We start from the raw sequence: 17,016 nt of genomic DNA, 5'->3' as shown, positions 1-17,016 counted from the left end.
GCCCATCGAGAGCGCCTCGCCGAAAAGCCCGTTGCCCCTGTTTCCAGGGCCGCGTAACCTTCAATCCGGCAACGCCGCTCGCCGAAGTTCAACAAACTTCGGGACATCCCCTCGGCATGGCCTCCGGCAAGGCAGTCTCCCGATTCATCGATAACCTCGTGGGTTCGACCACGATCGAATACGAATCCGACCTGCGCAACAATGTGAAACGCGACACCGGGTACGCGCAGGTGCAGGAACAGGCCGCAGGGCTCGTGCGGGCTGGCATGCCGGTTTCGACTGTGCGGGGCGTGCTGTCCGATACAGTCGAATGGTATGCCTATGATGCCGTGCTGACGCCCGGCGTAGATGCATCCGCCTGCACGGCTACTGATATTTCGCTGGTCGTTATTGACGAGCTGAAGCTGGCAGACGGCAGCGCCGTCTCCGCCGAGAGACTCGGCGCTTTCATCCGAAAGCATCTGGCGCGCGAACAGTCCCGGCCTTTGCGCGCCGAATTCCTCGCTTCCGACCTTGGCATGGACTCGGTCGCGTACCAAAGCAGTGCCGCGCCCTTGTCGTCGCTTGTGGACGAGGGGCGGACGGCCGAGCCGTCAGCCAGCCTGGCAACCGAACTCTGGTCCCGGTTTGTCGATCACCTTGAGGGCCCGACAGGCACCTTCCGCACGGCCGCGTATGTCGATGAAGCCTACGTGACCATTCTGGCGCGGCTGCTGAGCGCGAACGTCCTGACGGGAAAGGCTGTGCTGAGCACGGACAACGAGCTGCGCGCGATTCTCAATGGCGATTTCTTCCGTCACAATTTCCAACTTGAGAATGTCGTCGAGCAGGATTATTTCGGCTGGCTTCTGGGGCCTGCGTATATGGACAGGCTTGTGGCAGTGGCCCGCGACCTCCAGCGTGACCTCTATGCCTATGATTTCAGCTGGTATCCCGAAGAGGATTTGTTTGGCCGCCTTATGGCGCAACTCGCCCGCCGCAGCCAACGCAAGCTGCTCGGTCAGGAATGGACGCCGCACTGGCTCGCCCGGCTGCTTGCTGATCGCTGCCTCGACGGTCTTCCCGAGGGCGAGAGCCCGCGCATCGTCGATATGTGCTGCGGGTCCGGCACGATGCTCGCTGAAATTATCAAGGCAACCAAAGCCCGCTTCGGCTTCTCCACCATCGACAAGCTTGAAGATGTCGCGACCGGCTTTGATATTGACCCGTTGGCCGTCAGTCTGGCCAAGACCACATGGGTTGTCAGCCTGTCGGTCGAGATCAAGGCCGCGACGAAACCGATTGTGATCCCCGTCTATCATGCGGATTCGCTGTTCGCCGTCACGCCGGTTTCAGCATCGGTGCCACTGGTTGGCGAGAGCGATACGATTCCCGTATCGCTTGACGGTGTGACGATTCAGCTGCCGACGGCGCTGGTGCAGCCAGCATATCGCGACTTTTTCGACCGCATTGTGGACTGGGCGTATGACGAAGCGCGCGAAGCGCAGCGGCGGGGCACTGTTGCGGCTTTCAGTAAAGCGGACGCGGACAGCTTTCTCAATGGCGCTATCGCGGCGTTCGGCGTAAGCCTGTCGCCCGAACTTCACAAACAGCTCTCTGCCGCGCTTTACCCGCTGGCGCATCGCATGGCCGAACTGGCCGTTGCGGGACGCAACGGCATATGGGCGTTCATCCTGCGCAATACATACAGGCCGGGTCTTTTGACCGGACATTTTAACGGGCTCGTTTCCAATCCGCCGTGGCTGACGATGAGCGGGCTGGCTGATAATCCGTACAGGGACCTGCTCAAAGGCAGGGCAAAACTGTACGGCATCCAACCTGCGGGTCAGTCATTTCTCCATCTTGAGCTGGGAACGATGCATCTGCTTCATGCCATCGACCGGTATCTCGGGCCGGACGCCTCCGTCGCCTGCCTTGTGCCGGGTACGGTGCTGAACGGGAACCATCACGAGCGGCTGCGGCAGCATGAATTCCTGAACAGCGAACGCCCGGTGCCGTTCGACATTGCCGAGGTGTGGCAGGTCGCTCCCGGAACCTTCAAATATCCGGGCGCGGCGCTGATCGGCAACAAGAGGACGGATACGACCGGGCTTCCACGACCTGCCTTTGCCGGTCTCGTTGCGACAGACGCGGGACTGGACACCGCCGATTTTTCTATCCGCAATATTGGCACGGCCCGGAGCGCATGGGTGCTCCAAAAGGGCGGCAGTCCGGCGGCGGCCGGTGGCGGAGGACGCCTGCCGCAGCAAGGGGCCGATCTCATGCCGCGCACAGCCGTGTGCGTCGATATTATCCAAGCCTCAGGAGCGGAATACCGCGTCGACACGCCGACACGCGCGTCTACCTGGGGCTTTACGATTAAGTCGGCCAAGGAAATGGCCGCCGAACGCTTTCCCGGTCACGTCGCGCCCCGCTTCATCTTCCGTATGGCGCAGTCGGAAAACCTGCTTCCGTTTGTTCTCGGCGTCCATCGTGCGCCCCTGGCCTTGCCGGCGCTGCGCGCGGCAGATGGGACGTGGAGCATTCTCGACGAGTCTGAAATCCGTCGGCAGGGATTTACCCAGACGGCGCGGCGCTTCGCGGCGATAAACCAGAAACTCAAGGCGGTCGGAAAAGGGAAATCACTGCAAGAGCGCGTCGATGAGAGGGGCAAGCTGTCCAAGCAGGTCTTCGGTGCCGATGGCTATCTTATACTGGCCGGTGCCGGCGGCAAGATCATATGCGCAGCGTGCGTTCCGCTCGCGCAGGCGCAGGACATAGTCGTTGACCAGACCATCTACTGGAATGTCGTCACGGATGAACGGGAAGCGTGGTTCCAAGTCGGCATGCTCAATAGCGTTGCCTTGACCAACGCTACCCTCGCGTTCAACCCGAAGGGGGATTTTGGCGAACGGCATCTTCATACACTGCCATACCGAATGATGCCCGCTTACGATTCTGGCAATGACGATCATAAGAAGATCGCTGGTTTGGCAAAGGACCTTGCCGCCCTTGCCGCCAGTCATTGCACGACAGATGCTTATTTGAGCGACCCCGCAAAGGCTCTCCCGGCGCGCCGCCGGAAATTGCGGGCGCTGCTCGAAGCATCGCCGTTGTTGCCGCAGCTTGAAGCTACTGCAGCGCTTGTATTAGGCGCAACACCGACGGCAACGATCGATCCCGATGTGATCGAGGAAGGGTGACGCGTGCTGATCGTACAGAATGCCGCAACGCCTGCGAATATGCGCAATGCCGTTGTTGATATGATCGCGGCGGGCGCGACCGACGTGCGTGTGGCATCAGCCTATGTCACGCTCGGCGGTGCCAGCATCCTGCTCAACGCGCTCGCCGATTCCCTCACCCCTGCGGCGTTTGCCGCCATACCGAAGACGCTTGTGACATCATTCGACTTCGGTCTCACCGAGCCGCAAGCCCTGCGCCGTTGGCAGGAGTCGGGAAATGCGACAGTGCATGTCTCGGGGGCACAAAGGCTTGCCCAAGGCTCACTGATGCCGCTGCGGGCATTTCACCCCAAGCTCTACACGTTCGGCAGAGACGCGCAGAGCTGTAGCGCGCTGATCGGTTCTGCCAACCTCACCAGTCGCGGGTTCAGCGTGAACACGGAGGCCGCGTGGCTTCAACAGGATGTTCCCCGCGCGTCTATCGATGCCGCTATGGCGAGCGCGCGTTTTGATACAACGCCCCTTTCCGAGGAATTGCTGCAGGCGTATGCGGCGCTGCGACAGGCGCAGCCGCCGCCGGCAGAAATAGAACAGGAAGCGCAGCCCGTAGCGCCGCCCACGCCTATAGATGTTGGTGGGTTGCCGTTATTCAGGGTCGCCATCGAAACGGGTGTTGTTAATCCCGCAAATTACGGCGCGATGTGGATTCACGGCGAAGCCCTGCAAGGCGGTTCACGCAACCAGCTTGAACTGCCGCGCGGCGGTCACAGGTTTTTCGGTTTTATGTTCACGCAATACGACTACCCGCACAATTTGACGATCGGGGAGCCGGTTCTTCGCAGCGGTGCGCGTACATGGAACGACCGTCGTCTGACATGGCACGGCAATAATCGTATGGAACGTATGAATTTACCGACCGCTGCACAGGGCGGATTCGAATATGCCGACACGGCCGTCATGTTTCGCCGCCTGGTGGACGGCTCATTCGAGTTGATTGTCACGCCGTGGGATTCAGACTTGGCGCGTTCGTGGCGACAGGCTTCGGCACAGCGGCAAGCCTTATATCGGCTGGGCACAGTCGCGACGAGCCGGATTGTGGGGCTGTTGTAGGAATAGGGGACGTCAGGCGCGTCTTCCGTCTTCGTCGAAGGGCCCCGGTCCGTCTTTCTGTCCACCTCCGCCTTAACGGCGAACACCTGTTTTTCTCACGCTATCAGTTCAGGGCATTCTGTCTTGTCCTGATCGATTCCGCCCAGTCGGCGAGGATTTTGATGTCCGCCAGAATATCGTCCGGTGGAGGAACGGTACCGTCCCGTGCCCGCGATGGGTCATGTGCCTCTACCAGGTCGCTGCATTTCTTGAAGTTCTTGCGAAAAGTTTCGACATCCGCGCCTTCGATGACCGTCACTCTTTTCAGGTTCTTGGTGTCGATATAATCCCTGTGCCGGTGGATGACCCCGGCAAAGGCCACGTCTTCGAGCCCGCGCTCCCACGTTGCCCGCAGCCGGTCATAAATCTTCACGGCTGTGTCGCGATATCCCTCTTCATCGTTCCCATCATAGAGCTTGCGCGCTTCCCTTGCCGCCTTTTCCAGCTTGTCGATACGGTCACGGATGCTGGCATGCTGCCAAGGCAATCCTTCGCTGACCATGCCGGTGCCGGCAGGGCCGCGCGACAGGCTGACAAGCTTCATGGGAAGGCCTTCGCGAACGCCCTTGTCGTGTAGGTCGTTCACAAAAACCATGTCGTGGGTGAAAACGATGATTTGGCGCGCCTTGGATTCTTCGACCAGCCGTTCCGCCACTTTTTCGCGCCAGCGATGATCGAGCGATGTCACCGGGTCATCAAACACGAGCGCGGATTTATGGGATGCCGTCGCCAGTTCGGTGAGGAACGCCGCCAGTGCCACGCATGTTTGCTCACCCTCGCTCAGCACCATGTGGACCTTGGCTTTCGGGTTGGCAAAGAGGCGCACCTGATAGTGGGGGGAGCCATATTGCCCGCCTGAACGCACAATTTCTACGCGGACCTTTTCTGCGGCGAGACGGACGATTTCCGATTGAAACTGGTCGCGCATCTTGGGAGTGATGACGTTATCGGCGATGTCATTCCCCAACTTTGTAATGGCGTTGGTCGCCGTGTCCGCGATACAGGCGCGCAGTATCCGCAGATCGTCCAGGCGCTTGATTTCCTTCTTGGCGGTTTCCCGCAGATCAGGGATGGCGGTCCGGTCCTTTAGGGAATCGCGTTCCAGGATCAGTTTGTTGCGGCCTTCCACGTCGGCAGCTTCATCAAGCTCCACGGCATAGGCTTCAAGCGCGCCCGCCAGTTTCTCCAGTTCGACTTTTTGTGAAGACGCGAGCGGCGGCAGCAGAAGCGCATCAGAAGACGAAAGCGCGCGGAGGCATTTAAGCCGTCGCAAATCCGCGCTGGCGACGAAGCGCAGGACGCTGCGGGCGAGGCTAGCATGTTGAAGAGCGATGCGCTGCCGCGCCTGCGCCATCACGCGCACATCCAGCTTACGCGTTTTGAACGCTGCAAGTGCATCGGAGAATTCTTGCTCGGCGCTTGCCGCCTGTGACTCGGCATCGGCTTGGATGAACGCCTCGAAACTTTCCAAGCGGTTTTTGGCTTCGGCGCTGAGCGCCTGATGGCAAAGAACGCATGCTTCGTCTCCCGCAGGCGGGAAGGGAGATCCGGGATAGGCCGTTTGTTCAGAGTAGCGGCGCGCCGCCTCCCACAAGGTGCGCCACGTTTCCGCACCGACGCCGGGAATAGCAAGGCCGTCGAACGTATCGCGCGCGGCGAGATTGGCCCCTGCCCGCTTAGCTCTTGCCGCATCAGCCAGTGCCTTCAGCCCGACCAGTGGCTCGTCGTCATAGCTGGTGGCAATCCTGTCCAGGGTCACTATCAGTTGCCGCACGTTGCCGGCAAAGAGCCGCTGTTCGGCGGCGGCCTCCGCCGGGTTCTTCAGAAGGTCCTCGTCAAGGCGCGCCAGCCTTGCGCGTTCATCGGCAGTCATCTCGCTGAGCTTCTCGAATGCAGCCAGTTTGGTGTTATGGCTCAGGGCCGACATGATCGCACCGACCGGCGTGGCCGTATTCCATGTCGGCTTTTCAAACACCGGGTCGCGAACAGCCTGAAGCTGCGTTTCTTGAGCGCCCAGCTTCTGCTTGAGCGCCTGGCAAACGCCCGCGAGGTCGTCGGGAATGTCTAGCCCGAAGGGCCTGAAAGCCACTTCGTTCTTTTCCTGCACATGGACCGATCCGCAGTCTCGGTCAAAGACGCTGACTGCCGACAGCACCGCGTCCGGCTTGCCATCATCCGTCCAGCTGACAGGCGATTCGGCTGATCCGTCCTTGAGGATTGTGAAGGTGCCCGTCGCCTTGCCGGCTGGCGGCGGGTTGTAGGCGTCCGGCATGATCGCGCCCGCCTTGCGGGCGCGGCAGGCCCGCTTGAGGACACGCCCGTAACCGGATTTGCCGGACCCGTTCGGCCCGTAAACGATCGTCAGTCCCGTGGCCTCAAACGGCAAGGTCTGGCCCGGGGCAAGCTGGTTCACACCCATAATGTCGCTGACACTGGCCAGAGCTATGGATTCTCCGCCGGCTGGGGTGGCTGGCAGATGGGCCGCTTCGAGCACCGCCGCTTCCAACTTAACGTCTTCGGCCCCATGTTCCTTTTTGCACAAGGCTAATATGTCTGTGACAGCCGCCTCGTCGGGAGTGCCGCCGGTCACGATCCGGCGCAGCGCATCCCTTTGCCAGAGGGGACGGTCAGCCGACCAGTCGAGTATGGCTTCGAGTACTGTCTTGTTTGCTTTCTTGTTCATTCTGTCGCCCCCCGGCGCGCGGCCCTTTTTGCCGTATAGCTGATAGCGCCGAAAGCCCGTCAATATTCTCTCAGTAAAAGACCGAATCCACGCCAGTGCAGGATAGCATGTAACCTGTGGAAGTGCCCGGGCAGGGGCCACGGGTGCCGCCGCAGCCGCTTCGCGATAGGATGGCCGCAGGATACCGACGAGAGGGAGGTTCAACACATGCCCGAACGGGACGACTACAGGCGGCACAACGTTTTACATATGGCGTCGTTTTTGAGCCGGGCGGTCGCCAGCCAACTTTGCGAACATGCGCAAGTGCAGGCGCATCCAGATTGGAAGGCACTTGCGGACTCGGCATCGGAATCTCTTTGGGCGCTTTATCAGGCTGTAGGCGCCAGAAGTCTTGACGAAAGCCATAACATCTCAAAGAGATGAGCCACGCTAATACTTGAGCTTGGGCCGTTTGTCATTGAAATGCGCCCCGATCTTCTTTCTGCTATCTCTGGTTTAAGCAGCGAGATTTGAATCACGCCGGGGGCGGCATGGCAAAGAGCAGGGCGTTTTCAATTTACCTTCTCAAAGAAGGCTATGATGCGACAAACGCGCTGCGGGAGGACCATGCGCTAGATAACGATATCGGCGCGCTGGCCCTGCCGGAGGGCGCAGCGATCTTTGTACTGGACAGCGCCCCGCGCCCGCCGTGGTGGAGGTCATATTTCAACGTCGAGAAAAACCTGACGCAGGTGAGCAAGGGTGCCCTTGTGTTCCTGCCGGTCGGTGGCCGCTGTTTCGCGCTATCCTTCGGCCACGTCGCCCACAACCTGATCGACTCCGGCTACGAATATGATTTCGGACTCCGGGTCACATTGAACAGTCTTGACCCGCACAAACTCAAAAGCACCGACACGCTCGATCCCGGCGCGGCGAAGCGCCAGCGCACCCAGCTGCCCATCGAGTCCGAGCTGACGCTGTTTGATTTCGACCGCGACAGCACGATCCTGCGCAGTCTGACAGGCAAAGTCCGCGACGAGCACAAGGAGCTGTTCCGTCACGCGACAGGCGGCAGCAATTTACGCATCAGCACAGATGTTGAAGCTGACGGGCTGGCGGCGCTATGCGAGAAGCTCCTCACTCTATATCAGAGCGAGGAATACAAGGCCGCTTTTCCAGACATCCAGAACATCATGCCGGTCCGTGACCCTGCCCAGATTGAGGCGCTGAACGGACGGCTCCTTGCAGCGTTTCGCGCGCGCAATCCCGATCTGAACATCACGGTGCCGGAAATCATCAACTACAGCGACAACCTTTATGCCGCTTTCGGCGGTGCCGGGCGGAGCCGCGTCTATGACGATGTCTATATCGGGCGGTATTACGAGTACCTAGATGAACACGCGATCGACCTGAACACCATGGGAGTCGAGGATTTGCGCCGACACGCGCTGGTCCTGACCGACGAGGATGGCAACAGCCGCGACCGCTACAGCCTTTTTAAAAGCCTTGTGTTCGATACGGCGCTGGACGACGCGCAAGGCGAAACCTTCCACCTTTGTGAAGGCAGTTGGTACCGGATTGACGATGCCTATATCGCCCGCCTGAGCGCCTACCTCGATCCGCTATGCGCGGATAGCGACCTACCGCCCTACAATCATTCCAGCGAAGGCGAATATAATGCCGCCGTCGGAACAGGCGACGCTGCGATCGCCTGCCTCGATACCAAGAATATCAGCCCGCACGGGCAAAGTGCGGTAGAGCCTTGCGACCTGCTGACGGTCCGCGACGGCGTCGCCACATTTTATCATGTGAAGGTTTCGACCCTTTCGGCACAGTTGAGCCATCTGTTCAACCAGGGTGTAAACGCCATCGAATTAATGCGACTGGAGCCGCAGGCCGTCGATAAGCTGGAAGTGCTCATCCGCGACGTCATGGGCGGCGGCGATCCCGACGCGCTCGTCGCGCTCGTCCGCGACCGGCAATACCGTATCGTCTTCGGTATCGTGACCCGAAAAGACCCTGCCGGGCGATCCCTGAACCTGCCCTTGTTCTCCCGTATCAGCCTCATGCGCGGGATGAAGGCGCTGCAGCTTATGGATGTGCCGGGGCATGTGATGTTCATCGCGGACCAGGTCGTGGCGGCGGAAGGCCGCAAGAAGATTCGGAAGAAGAAGGAAGTGGTAGAGCCGCCGCAGGAAGTGCAGGCCGAGGCCGCAGAATAACAGAACTCACGATGGATACCTGCTGCGCCCCAACCCGGCGGGCCGGGCTCTACGCATTGCCCAGAGCTGCGGCGCATCTCTGCCCATGCGGGTAACGACTCTTGCAGCTGGTTTGGGATCGTACCACCAAAACTCAGCAGCTTCTCCTGTCTCGCCGTCACGCTTGATTCGGTGAGGCGATAGGCGGCTCAGACCAGCAGCGAGAGTTGATATTGCAACAGTGTGGGAGGTGTGCGGGCGCATCCCAACGCGATTTTTGGAGGAATGATTATGACGACTAAGAATTTTCTGCGTACCCGCCACGAATGGCTGGGCGCGCTTGAGGGCCGAAGCACTTTCGTGGCAGGCCTCGATCTGAAGAAGACGGCGGCGAATGATGTCTATAAAGCCGCCGGGCAGAAGGCCTCGATCAACAAGGACGCTTTCAATCTCGCCAACAGCGACGAGCATAATGATGTCGTCGCGGCGACGATCAATGGGCTCGCCGCTCGGGGCTCCGATCCCAAGGACCTCGGAAAGCTCGTTCTCGACCTCACGAGCCGCAACACTTATGGCACTTTCTGCGAACTGAGCGCCTACGGCTTTCTCCTCCAAGGCGGGCATGATTTTGACATCCAGATGCCAATGACCGGCGCAGACATCCTCAACCCCAATGGTGCCGCACTCGACGGCGTGATCCGCTTGCCGCAGGAGGTCGTTTTCGACATCAAAGCATTCGGGTTTCACGAACACCTCGTCGCTCGCCTGACCGAGCGCCTCTCGCAGGACCTAGTGCCCGATATCGTCCTCGCGCAGGATAGTTGGGATGTTCCCGTATCGGAGCTTTTTGCACTTCTGAGCGCGCAATATTCGCCGCTGCTGCAGGAACTGAAGGCGAACAGGTCAGCATTGCGCGGGGCGATCCGGTTCGAGGTGCGACCGCCCGCAAGAGTGCAGATGACGGCACGCGAACTCGATCCGGAGAAGTTGGCGGCAGAGAATGCGGAGTATGCGTTCAACTACGCCAAGCAGTTTGCGCGGCATAAGCCCTTCATCCTCATTTTTGTAATACACCCGTGGGTTAGCGGGGCGCTCCACCAGAACTTCACGGGCTACGTAGACCAATTCACCGCTGCCTTCGCACGGCGGACATTCTGCCAGTTCGAAACCGACGTCAGGCCCGTATTCGGCCTTACGATGGGGAAGGCCGCGAGTCTTCTCTCCGGTATCCTCTTTGTGAATGCCTGGGCAGGCAATCCGCCGAGTGAACTGCCGCTTCACCGCCTGTTTCTCAATCCAAACGCTGTTAACCCGCTCGATCCGTCAGCGGTGTCGGCGCTGACAGCTCCGTATGGGCCTGATATGGCTGTGGTTCGGACAGACTGCTCGGTGCCGGGCGCTGCCAGCACTTTGCGTAACTAAAGGTGAAATGGTCGCGGTAGGCGATGGAAACGGCTGGATCATTCTGCCGCCGCCCCGGCTTATCCAGCCCGCGCAAGGACACTCTCTAACTGAATGCAAACGAGCAAGCGGAAGCAGCGCTCCATACATTTCAGGCCCCGTGCAATCATAGAGCAAACACAAGCACATACGAGTGCCCAGTTTCATCCTGTCCGGCGCACCAAAAACCGGCACCGTTCAGAGTAGAACCGCGAACCCATCCCCCGGCGGCAGCCCTCAGATGCTAAGCTAACGTGATGGCGGCGCGCCGCCGAAAGCCGACGATCCACCTTCGGCGAGCGATCCGGTGTGAGACCCCTGTGACTGCTGTAGCGTCGTCGGTTGAGCTCATTCTGCAGCTGGAAACCTCGAAGAACCGGCTGTTTCAGGCGCGTGAAATTGGCTTTGGCCATGTGCCGCGGCCCGCACGGCACTGACGCGAGGGAGTCTGTGCGTCTGGGTTCATACCGAACGCCGGTGCGCGCCCAGATAGTGCTTTCGCCGTCATGCGGGCACACCTCTCCGCTCGTGCCAGACGAAGCGCGTGAGATTGTAGGCAAGATTCGCCATCCCGATCTTCACCTAGGCGCGCACGATGCCGATGGTGCGGATGAACAGCTTCATCGGCCCCTTCTGGCGGGCAAAGACGTGCTCTACTATCGCGCGAGCGATGCCTCCGCATTCGCGACGATGCGCGTCGCCAGGGCGAGGCCGGAACCGCCAGAGCCGCCGGCTCCGGCCGACGGAGAGCCCAGGATGACCTCTTCGATCGGACGACCGGCGAGCATGCAGATCGTCTCCTTGACGATGTCCTCCTTCGTTACAGGGAGCGACGGGCAGGCCAGCCTTTCCCGACATCCAGCACATGACGCTCAGTCCGTTGGCGAAAAGGCCATCGGATACGGCGTCAGGCCATGTCTCTCGCTGCCTTGGGCTAGGTTCGCATGTCATCGTGGCGACGGCGGGAACCGCAGGCGTCTACGCCGACATCCCACGCCGCCGCGAGGCGGAGACACCGCCGCATTTGGCCGTCAGTTGGGCGGCCGCATCGCACAGGCCATCGATATACGCCACCTCGTTGCGCAGACCATCCTCGCGCGGCGCGACGAGGCAGGCGGTCGCGATCGTGATGCCGCGCGAATCGACCACCGGCGCGGCAAAGCAGCGCGTATAGGTGTCGACGATGCTCTCGGCAACGTAGTATCCATCTCGCGACGCGGCGCGGACCTCATCGATGAAGTCCGCGACCGCGATGCGACTGCCGCTGGGAAGCGTGAAATCCTCAGGCGGGATCGTCGCCTCGATTCCGGCATCGTCGAGATGCGCCAGAAGCAGACGGCCGGACGCCGTCCAGGGGATCGGAACCCGCTCGCCGACCGAGGCCGAGATGCGAAAGGGGCGCGGCCCCTCATGCATGAGGGCGACGGTGTATTTCGCCCCGTCCAGCAGGCAGAGCTGCGACGTTTCCCCGGTGATCTTCGACAACTCGGCCAGCGTGTTGCGCGCCTCGCGGAACAGGTCGAACCGATCCTGGTATGCAAGTCCCAGCATGAAAACGCGGCGTCCCAGGAACACCCGGCCTTCATCGTCGGCGCGGTCGAGAAGTCCGGTCCGGAGCAGCGCGTGGACGAGATCATAGGTGGACGAGCGCGGTGCGCCCAAGGCGGCCGAGATCTCGTTCGGGCGGCGGGCTTCGCCCACTTCGGCGAGGTGGTTCAGTATGTCGACGCTCCTGTCGACGCCACGCGCCCGTGACGACGTCTCAGCCTCCCTCGTCCCGCTCACTGTCAGTCTCCTCAGGCCGTTTTGCCGGTCGCCTTGAAGGCGATGCAGTCGACCTCGACCTTGCAGTCGACCACCATCCGGGACTCCACGCATGCCCTGGCCGGCTTCGTCTCGCCGAAAAACTCCGCGAACACCTTGTTGAATGACGAGAAGTCGCGCGGGTCGTCCAGCCAGACACCGACCCGGACGACGTCCGTCCGATCGTAGCCAGCCTCCTTGAGGATACGGTCAACGTTTTCAAGCACCAGCCGCGACTGCGTGACGATGCCGCCCTGCACGACCTCGCCATCGACCATCGCGGTCTGGCCCGAGACGTAGAGCCAACCACCGGCCTCCACGGCACGCGCGAAGGGAAGCGGCTGTCCACCGGTCCCCGTCTCTCCGTCTCCATAGCGTTTGATCGTCATGGCCTTTATTCTCCGTCTGGATCGTGTCTAGAACACCGACGAACTCAGGAATTCCCTGAGCCGCTCGGTCTGTGGATCGGCGAACATCGTCTTCGGGTCGCCCTCCTCGGCAATCCGCCCTTCGCTCATGAAGACGACCTTCGAGGACACGTCGCGCGCGAATCGCATCTCGTGGGTGACGAGAAGCATCGTCATGCCATCCTGCGCAAGGTCCTTGACGGTCTGCAGCACCTCGCTGACGAGTTCCGGATCGAGCGCGGAGGTGACCTCGTCGAAGAGCATCAGCTTCGGCTCCATGGCGACAGCCCGGGCAATTGCGACCCGTTGCTGCTGGCCGCCCGAGAGCTGTCCGGGATAGTGATCCTCCCGCCCCTCCAGCCCGACGCGCTTGAGCCATGTTTCGGCAATTCCGCCCGCCTCGGCCTTGCCGAGCTTCTTCACCTTGGTTAGGCCGAGCATGATGTTGCCGGCGGCCGTCAGGTGCGGGAACAGATTGAACTGCTGAAACGCCATGCCGGTCTCCGCGCGACCGCGGGCGATCTCCCGTTCGGAAAGACGGCGACGCCGACCGTTGTCGTCCACATAGCCGACCGGCTTGCCGTCGATGTGGATCGAGCCGCCCTGGAACTCCTCCAGGAGGTTCACGCAACGCAGCAGCGTGGTCTTTCCCGAACCGCTCGATCCGATGATGCTGACGACATCACCGCGCCGCATCGTGAAGTTCACACCCTTGAGAACTTCGGTCGCCCCGAAGCTCTTGCGCAGATCGCGGACTTCCAGAAGGTTTTCCATAGCCGCCGCCTCAGGTCGGGATCGCAGTGCGGCGCTCGACATAGCGGCCGAAGCGCTCGATCCCGAAATTGATGAGAAAATAGAGAAAGCCGACGAACAGGTAGAACGGCAGGCTGAGAAACGTCCGGGATATGATCTCCTGCGTCGTCAGCAGGAGGTCGGAGACGCCGATGATCGACAGCAGCGTCGAAGCCTTCACCATTTCGGCGGCGGTGTTGACCCATGTCGGCAGGATCTGCCGTATCGCCTGCGGCACGAGGACGTAGACAAATGTCTGCGAGAAGGTCAACCCGATCGCCTTGCCGGCCTCGACCTGCCCCTTGGCGATGGAGAGCAGCGCCCCGCGCACGATTTCACCGATATGCGAGCTGCAGAAGACGCTGAGCGCGAGGACACCCGCCTCGAAGGCCGAAAGCCTCAAGCCGACGGTCGAGAGGATGTAGTAGCTCGCCAGAATCAGAACGAGGACGGGCGTTCCTCGTACGAAATCGGTGTAGCCGCGCAGCGGCCATGCGATCGGCGCCGGACCATAGGCGAGGCCAAGCCCGACGCCGAGCCCCACGACGGACCCTGCGACGATAGCGAGGCTTGAGATCGCGATCGTCATGAGAAACCCGAAGAAGATCGGTTCGCGAGCGGCCCAGGCGGCTTCGAAGAAGACGTGGAACTCCATAGCTTATCGGCCCCTCACCGCGGGATCGCCATGCGCCGCTCCACGAAGCGCAGGATGGCGCCCATGAGCGTGCAGGTCAAAACGTAGATGCCCGCCGCGACAATCCACGTCTCCACCACGCGGAAGGTCTCGACGTTGATCTTGCGGGCCTCGTAGGTGAGTTCCGGCACCGAGATCACAGCGGCGAGCGATGTGTCCTTGAACAGCGAGATCACCGTGTTCCCCAGCGCCGGAAGTGCGTTTCGGAACATCAGCGGCAGGATCACGTAAACGCGGATCTGGCTGCGCCTGAGGCCGATCGCCAGCCCCGCTTCCTCCTGTCCCACCGGAATCGCCACGAGGCCAGAGCGAAACACCTCGGCGAGATAGGCGCCGGAGTAGATCGCCAGGGTCGCGATGAAGGATTCGACCTTTCCCAACGTCACCCCAACTTGGGGCAAGGCGAAATAGGCGAACAGGATAAGGATGAGGATAGGCGTGTTGCGCAGAATGGTGACATAGACCCGGGCCGGCCAACGGACCACGCGCAGCTTGGACACCAGCGCGAAGGCGACGACGAGGCCGATCAGGCAGCCGATCGCGATCGCGAGGACGGCCATCTGGAGCGACAGGGCGAGCCCCCAGAGGAGATCATCGAAACTGCGCCAGACCGCATCAAAGTTCAGTTGGTAACCCATCGCACCGTCCGCCAGAGGACCGGCGCGGTCTCAACCGCGCCGGTCGCTTTCTTTGATCAGCGGAATTCCATCGGGAAGCCGATCGTCGGCTCCGGCGGCCGCTTGCCGAACCACGTCTCGTAATTGGCAGCGTAGGTGTCGAACTCGACGCCCATCATCGCCTCGCGCAGTGCGGTATTGACGAAGTTCAGCCAGGCCTGATCGCCCTGCCTGACGGCACAGGCATATGATTGCGGGTTCCAGCCGTGACCTGCGTCGACATACTTGTCCGGGTTTTGCTTCATGTACCAGGCAATCGACGACTGGTCGGTCGCGACAGCGGCCGCTCGCCCGGAATTGAGCGCCTGATAGATCAGATCGACGGAATCGTACTGGTCAACGGTGGCCTCGGGCAGCGCCTTGTGGACCATTTCCTCGGCATAGACATTCTGGAGAACCGCGACGGTCACGTCCGACCCGGCCGTCTTCAACCCCTCGTAGTCGGGATACGTGCCACCAGCCAGCATCATCAGGCCGACGCCCTCGCGATAGTACGGAACAGTGAACGCCACCTGCTGAGCCCGTTCGCCCGTTACCGTCATGAACTGGCAGGAAATGTCGACGCGACCGGTCGTGATGTTGGGAATGCGGGCATCCGAGGACTGGTTGACGAACTCGACCTTCTCCGGGTCGTCGAACAGCGCCTTGGCGACGACCTTCGAGATATCGATGTCGAAGCCTTGCAGCGTTCCGTCAGCTCCCTTGAAATGCCACGGGGCGTTGGTGCTGCCGGTACCGACGATCAGCTGCCCCCTTTCGAGGACCTCCTGAAGCTTGTTGGAATCCTGGGCGAAGGCACTGCCTGAGAGCCCCAGTAGAGCTGCTGCCGCCAGCGAAGCGAGGGAACGCATTTTCATCGACATGAGCGTACCATTCCATCTGGTTGGACATATGTCCCATATTTGGGATTGACTACGCTACGTGCATGCCAAAAGAATTGTCAACCCAAACCGGAGCCGAACATGTCCGATCTCCCCCTCACGCCCGCCGTCGTCGTCGATCTGGCCAAGGCCGAAGCCAACATCTTCCGGTTTCAGGCCTATGCGGACCGTCATGGCCTGGCGGTGCGGCCGCACATCAAGACCCACAAGCTTGGGCTGATGGCAGCGCTTCAGCTCGCCGCGGGGGCCGTCGGGATTACCTGCCAGAAGGTCTCGGAGGCCGAGGCAATGGTGGATGCGTCACCTGCCGTGCAAGACGCGTTCCTGACCTACAATATTCTCGGCGAGGAGCGGGTCGCCCGGCTGCGCCGGCTCGCGGAGCGTATCACGGTGTCCACCGTCGCCGATGACGAAGCGGTGGTCGCAGGGCTCGCGAGAGGGTTCGCCGGCGCAGCGGCGCCGCTCAGCGTTCTTGTCGAATGCAACACCGGCGCACAGCGCTGCGGCGTATCCGATCCGGCGGCAGCGTGCCGCCTCGCGCTCGCGATCGCAGCCAGCCCCGGTCTACGCTTCGGCGGCCTCATGACCTACCCGCCGGTCGGCGGCGAGGCGACGGTCCAGGCATTCATGACCGAGGCGAAGAGGCTGATCGCGGCGGAGGGGCTCGGCTGCGAACGCATATCGTCAGGCGGCACGCCCGGCATGTGGCATGCCCATGTCGCGCCGGTGGCAACGGAGTACCGGCCCGGCACCTACGTCTACAACGACCGTTCGCTGATTGCCCGGGGTGTCGCGACAATGGCCGAGTGTGCCCTCACCGTCGAGGCAACGATCGTCTCCAGACACGATGGCCGGGCCGTCATTGACGCCGGCAGCAAGGTGCTCACCAGCGATCTGCTCGGGCTCGAAGGTCATGGACTTGTCGTGGGGCATCCCGACATCGCGATCCATGCGCTGTCGGAGGAGCACGGCCATCTTTCCGGCGAGGGCCTGTCCAGGCTGAAGGTCGGCGACCGGCTCTCGATCATTCCGAACCATGCCTGCGTCGTGTCGAACATGCTCGACGCCATCTACCTGCGCTCGCCCGACGGCAGTCTGGAGCGGACCATCGTCGACGCTCGCGGGGCGGTGGTCTGAACCGCCGGTCGA

General features: G+C 61.4%; 14 protein-coding genes. 6 read left to right on the top strand and 8 right to left on the bottom strand.

The annotated features are described in order from the left end of the window. The first annotated feature begins 116 nt into the window (after positions 1–116). The gene (locus VQ042_RS18640; protein ID WP_331821817.1) at positions 117–3,182 is read left to right on the top strand and encodes an N-6 DNA methylase; all 3,066 of its coding nucleotides are present in this window, start codon (positions 117–119) and stop codon (positions 3,180–3,182) included. Positions 3,183–3,185: 3 nt separating this feature from the next. After that, positions 3,186–4,271 (top strand): phospholipase D family protein, encoded by a 1,086-nt coding sequence (locus tag VQ042_RS18635; RefSeq protein ID WP_331821816.1) that lies wholly within the window; start codon positions 3,186–3,188, stop codon positions 4,269–4,271. A 103-nt stretch (positions 4,272–4,374) separates the two neighbouring features. Here VQ042_RS18635 and VQ042_RS18630 read toward each other — a convergent pair whose 3' ends face one another. Beyond that, positions 4,375–6,993 (bottom strand): AAA family ATPase, encoded by a 2,619-nt coding sequence (locus tag VQ042_RS18630; protein ID WP_331821815.1) that lies wholly within the window; start codon positions 6,991–6,993, stop codon positions 4,375–4,377. 207 nt (positions 6,994–7,200) lie between these two features. Between VQ042_RS18630 and VQ042_RS18625 the strand changes: the two genes are divergently transcribed. From VQ042_RS18625 to VQ042_RS18615, 3 genes are all read left to right on the top strand, one after another. Further along, complete coding sequence (locus tag VQ042_RS18625; protein ID WP_331821814.1) at positions 7,201–7,416, top strand: hypothetical protein; 216 nt, start codon at positions 7,201–7,203, stop codon at positions 7,414–7,416. 107 nt (positions 7,417–7,523) lie between these two features. Further along, positions 7,524–9,194, top strand: a complete 1,671-nt coding sequence (locus VQ042_RS18620; RefSeq protein WP_331821813.1) for a DUF6119 family protein — start codon at positions 7,524–7,526, stop codon at positions 9,192–9,194. Positions 9,195–9,464: 270 nt separating this feature from the next. Beyond that, complete coding sequence (locus VQ042_RS18615; protein WP_331821812.1) at positions 9,465–10,595, top strand: hypothetical protein; 1,131 nt, start codon at positions 9,465–9,467, stop codon at positions 10,593–10,595. 674 nt (positions 10,596–11,269) lie between these two features. Here VQ042_RS18615 and VQ042_RS18610 read toward each other — a convergent pair. The 7 genes from VQ042_RS18610 to VQ042_RS18580 all read right to left on the bottom strand — a co-directional run bounded on the left by VQ042_RS18610 (position 11,270) and on the right by VQ042_RS18580 (position 15,843). Next, on the bottom strand, positions 11,270–11,401 hold the full coding sequence (locus VQ042_RS18610; protein ID WP_331821822.1) for a hypothetical protein: 132 nt from the start codon (positions 11,399–11,401) through the stop codon (positions 11,270–11,272). A gap of 190 nt (positions 11,402–11,591) precedes the next feature. Beyond that, entirely contained in the window at positions 11,592–12,398 is an 807-nt protein-coding gene (locus tag VQ042_RS18605) for an IclR family transcriptional regulator (protein ID WP_331821811.1), read from the bottom strand. Positions 12,399–12,409: 11 nt separating this feature from the next. Continuing rightward, on the bottom strand, positions 12,410–12,805 hold the full coding sequence (locus VQ042_RS18600; RefSeq protein WP_331821810.1) for a RidA family protein: 396 nt from the start codon (positions 12,803–12,805) through the stop codon (positions 12,410–12,412). Between the two features lie 27 nt (positions 12,806–12,832). After that, on the bottom strand, positions 12,833–13,597 hold the full coding sequence (locus tag VQ042_RS18595) for an amino acid ABC transporter ATP-binding protein (protein WP_331821809.1): 765 nt from the start codon (positions 13,595–13,597) through the stop codon (positions 12,833–12,835). Positions 13,598–13,607: 10 nt separating this feature from the next. Continuing rightward, on the bottom strand, positions 13,608–14,270 hold the full coding sequence (locus VQ042_RS18590) for an amino acid ABC transporter permease (protein ID WP_331821808.1): 663 nt from the start codon (positions 14,268–14,270) through the stop codon (positions 13,608–13,610). A gap of 14 nt (positions 14,271–14,284) precedes the next feature. After that, entirely contained in the window at positions 14,285–14,947 is a 663-nt protein-coding gene (locus VQ042_RS18585) for an amino acid ABC transporter permease (RefSeq protein WP_331821807.1), read from the bottom strand. Positions 14,948–15,003: 56 nt separating this feature from the next. Next, complete coding sequence (locus tag VQ042_RS18580; protein WP_442880127.1) at positions 15,004–15,843, bottom strand: transporter substrate-binding domain-containing protein; 840 nt, start codon at positions 15,841–15,843, stop codon at positions 15,004–15,006. 105 nt (positions 15,844–15,948) lie between these two features. Here VQ042_RS18580 and VQ042_RS18575 point away from each other — a divergent pair, with 105 nt between their 5' ends. Next, on the top strand, positions 15,949–17,004 hold the full coding sequence (locus VQ042_RS18575) for an alanine racemase (RefSeq protein ID WP_331821821.1): 1,056 nt from the start codon (positions 15,949–15,951) through the stop codon (positions 17,002–17,004). Positions 17,005–17,016 lie beyond the last annotated feature (12 nt).

This window comes from Aurantimonas sp. A2-1-M11 (genome assembly GCF_036549475.1).
In the GTDB taxonomy this organism is placed as follows: domain Bacteria; phylum Pseudomonadota; class Alphaproteobacteria; order Rhizobiales; family Rhizobiaceae; genus Aurantimonas.
This window is presented reverse-complemented; position numbering and strand designations above follow the sequence as displayed.

Bases quoted from the DNA above. Each gene is read 5' to 3' on its own strand.
- VQ042_RS18585 (WP_331821807.1), bottom strand. From the start codon at position 14,947: ATGGGTTACCAACTGAACTTTGATGCGGTCTGGCGCAGTTTCGATGAT.
- VQ042_RS18580 (WP_442880127.1), bottom strand. From the start codon at position 15,843: ATGAAAATGCGTTCCCTCGCTTCGCTGGCGGCAGCAGCTCTACTGGGG.
- VQ042_RS18625 (WP_331821814.1), top strand. From the start codon at position 7,201: ATGCCCGAACGGGACGACTACAGGCGGCACAACGTTTTACATATGGCG.
- VQ042_RS18590 (WP_331821808.1), bottom strand. From the start codon at position 14,270: ATGGAGTTCCACGTCTTCTTCGAAGCCGCCTGGGCCGCTCGCGAACCG.
- VQ042_RS18575 (WP_331821821.1), top strand. From the start codon at position 15,949: ATGTCCGATCTCCCCCTCACGCCCGCCGTCGTCGTCGATCTGGCCAAG.
- VQ042_RS18620 (WP_331821813.1), top strand. From the start codon at position 7,524: ATGGCAAAGAGCAGGGCGTTTTCAATTTACCTTCTCAAAGAAGGCTAT.
- VQ042_RS18630 (WP_331821815.1), bottom strand. From the start codon at position 6,993: ATGAACAAGAAAGCAAACAAGACAGTACTCGAAGCCATACTCGACTGG.
- VQ042_RS18595 (WP_331821809.1), bottom strand. From the start codon at position 13,597: ATGGAAAACCTTCTGGAAGTCCGCGATCTGCGCAAGAGCTTCGGGGCG.
- VQ042_RS18615 (WP_331821812.1), top strand. From the start codon at position 9,465: ATGACGACTAAGAATTTTCTGCGTACCCGCCACGAATGGCTGGGCGCG.
- VQ042_RS18640 (WP_331821817.1), top strand. From the start codon at position 117: ATGGCCTCCGGCAAGGCAGTCTCCCGATTCATCGATAACCTCGTGGGT.
- VQ042_RS18610 (WP_331821822.1), bottom strand. From the start codon at position 11,401: ATGCTCGCCGGTCGTCCGATCGAAGAGGTCATCCTGGGCTCTCCGTCG.
- VQ042_RS18600 (WP_331821810.1), bottom strand. From the start codon at position 12,805: ATGACGATCAAACGCTATGGAGACGGAGAGACGGGGACCGGTGGACAG.